Consider the following 1,267-nt stretch of genomic DNA (forward strand, 5'->3'; position numbering starts at 1 on the left):
GTTCTGCTACAGATTCTACCATCATATCGCGGTCAAACTGTGTTAAAGTAGTAGTGCTCAAAGTAATCCTTCTTTCATGGTTTGTGTAGTAACTACCATTGTAAAGGAATTACTTTGGGTTTTTTAGATTAAGGCTGTTCGGATTAATTATAGAATCTGCGATTTATAATAGATTGCACCTAATATACCAGATCATTTTGATGTGCAAAAAGACAAATCTTATCATAATGTTGAGATTTGTCTTTTTATATATTACTTATTTTTAACAATTCTGCTGGTAACGTTTCTACAAAATATTTTACAACGATTATAATACAATATATTATACTTCCTACTTAAACTTACCTGAACGTTCTTTGTTTAATCGCTTGAGTAACCACGGTTTGCAATTAATGCAAACAGGTTTGGTGAAACAGGTATTTCAAATCACGTGTTATTACGTTATTAATAGTATGCTACTGCTGTTTTATCAACCAGTACGTAATTATCGCATTCGAATTTTTTTGGATAAGTCGAAGTGGATATAATATTACGAAACGTCAACGCTACTGATAAAGTCTTAGTGGCCGTTTATACCATTACGAACACTTCGATCCATAATTCCAAAATAATGATAACAACTTTAATTAACTAGGCAAGTTACCCGCAAATCTTGGCGGATCTAGAATATTTGGGTAAGCTATCGTTGCAGAAAATTAACTTATTAAAGCCAAAACAAAAAATATATTGCCAGATTATAAATTCAATAATAGCTTATTAAAACTGCTTGCCACCAAATTGGGACAATTTTTTTCAGCTGGAACAACATTGTAATATTGGACGTAATCGCGATCATTTGTTAGTTGAGTTTCAAACGAGGTTAGAGCTGTGACATACAATCTAAAAAGTTAACTGGCACCACGCATAAATTAACATAAAAAATGGTCATACAGTTAATTATCCCTAATTAAATAATCATTGATTATAAAGTATAAATATTCCGCCCCCATTTCTTTTATTTCTATATTTTCTTGTTTGCTGTTTTGACCATAAAGAATTTCGTCTACTAAAGCAGTGATAAAATCGAATAAAACAATAGAAATAATTTGAACCTTTTTAATGTCTATATCCTTATTTACATAATACAAGATACATTCCTTAGTTAAATTTTGCATTTTTTTTCTTTGGGTATTTAAAGATGATTTAACTTCCGGTATTGAATATTTTAACGCCTCTATTTGGGAATGAAACCCTGTGTTTTCTTTTTTAACTAGTATATCTAATAATC

The 1,267-nt window shown here is 30.1% G+C and carries 1 pseudogene; it reads right to left on the bottom strand.

What is annotated here, in order from left to right:
• Positions 1 to 932 precede the first annotated feature (932 nt).
• Positions 933 to 1,267 (bottom strand): annotated as a pseudogene (locus EQ827_RS08750) (TetR/AcrR family transcriptional regulator); the annotation flags it as partial.

It is taken from the genome of Bombilactobacillus bombi (genome assembly GCF_013607485.1).
GTDB lineage: Bacteria > Bacillota > Bacilli > Lactobacillales > Lactobacillaceae > Bombilactobacillus > Bombilactobacillus bombi_A.